This window comes from Rhodococcus sp. EPR-134 (genome assembly GCF_001647205.1).
GTDB lineage: Bacteria > Actinomycetota > Actinomycetes > Mycobacteriales > Mycobacteriaceae > Rhodococcus_F > Rhodococcus_F qingshengii.
Genome location: NZ_LVCT01000054.1, coordinates 1 through 1,290, shown reverse-complemented (window position 1 = coordinate 1,290; position 1,290 = coordinate 1). Strand labels below are relative to the sequence as shown.

The 1,290-nt window shown below is 61.9% G+C and carries 1 protein-coding gene; it reads left to right on the top strand.

Features of this window, described 5'->3' with window-relative positions; genetic code table 11:
• Positions 1-116 precede the first annotated feature (116 nt).
• The gene (gene menC / locus A2J01_RS02740; protein WP_064111855.1) at positions 117-1,232 is read left to right on the top strand and encodes an o-succinylbenzoate synthase; all 1,116 of its coding nucleotides are present in this window, start codon (positions 117-119) and stop codon (positions 1,230-1,232) included.
• The last annotated feature ends 58 nt before the right edge of the window (positions 1,233-1,290 follow it).

Below are 1,290 nucleotides of genomic sequence, written 5' to 3'. Positions count from 1 at the left end.
CTCGGTGGTGTGCTCGCCGAGAACGGAGTGGTTCTCGCAGTTACCAGAACCGGAAAGTACGTGCTGGACCGTGCGCCGGGAACACAGGCAGGCAGGACAACAGCGGAGGTTACATCGTGAAGATCGAAGGAGTTGAATTACGCCGGGCGGCAATGCCGTTGAAAGCGCCGTTCCGTACCTCGTTCGGCACCGAGACCACCAAGGACGTGTTGTTCGTCAAGGTCGTCACCTCGGAGTCGGAGGGCTGGGGCGAGTGCGTGGCGATGTCCGAGCCTCGCTACTGCTCCGAATACACGGACGGCGCCGCCGAAGTCCTTCGTAAGTTCCTGATTCCGTCTCTGGGTGAACTCACCGATCCCGACGTGCACGCACTGAGCGCGACGATGGAACAGTTCGCCGGGCACCCCATGGCCAAAGCGGCATTGGAAACCGCATTTCTCGACGCCGAGTTACGGGCTGCCGGGACGAGCATGTCTTCGTACCTGGGTGCAGTAGTCGATCGCGTACCCGCGGGTGTCTCGGTGGGTATCAAGAATTCGATCGATGAGCTGCTAGAGGAGGTAGGCGGGTTCCTCGATGCCGGATACCTGCGCATCAAACTGAAGATCGAACCGGGCTGGGACATCGAGCCGGTTCGCGCAGTCCGCGAGAGGTTCGGCGACGACGTACTCCTCCAGGTCGACGCGAACACCGCGTACACCCTGGCTGACGCCCGCCATCTCCAGCGGCTCGACGACTTCGACCTCCTGCTGATCGAGCAGCCGCTTCCCGAAGAGGAACTGCGTGGCCACGCCAGGCTGGCCGAGATGATGCGGACGCCGGTCTGCCTCGACGAGTCGATCACCTCCGCGAAGGTCACCGCCGACGCGCTGGCAATCGGTGCGTGCAGCGTGGTGAACATCAAACCGGGACGTGTGGGCGGTTATCTGGAATCGCGTCGTATCCACGACGTCTGCAAGGCCAACGGAATTGCCGTGTGGTGCGGCGGAATGCTCGAGACCGGAATCGGCAGGGCCGCCAACGTCGCGCTTGCCGCGCTCCCCGGATTTGCCCTACCAGGCGATACATCGGCTTCCGACCGGTACTTCGCCGAAGACATCACCGAGCCGTTCGTACTCGACAACGGTTACGTGAAGGTTCCGGAAGGACCGGGTATCGGCGTCGAACCGATCCCCGACCTGCTCGAAGCAATTACCACGTCGGTCGAATGGATCGGCATGGATCGGCTTTGACGAATCACTATGACACACTTCGTTCACCGGACGAAGGAGTGATAGACGTGGGCACCGT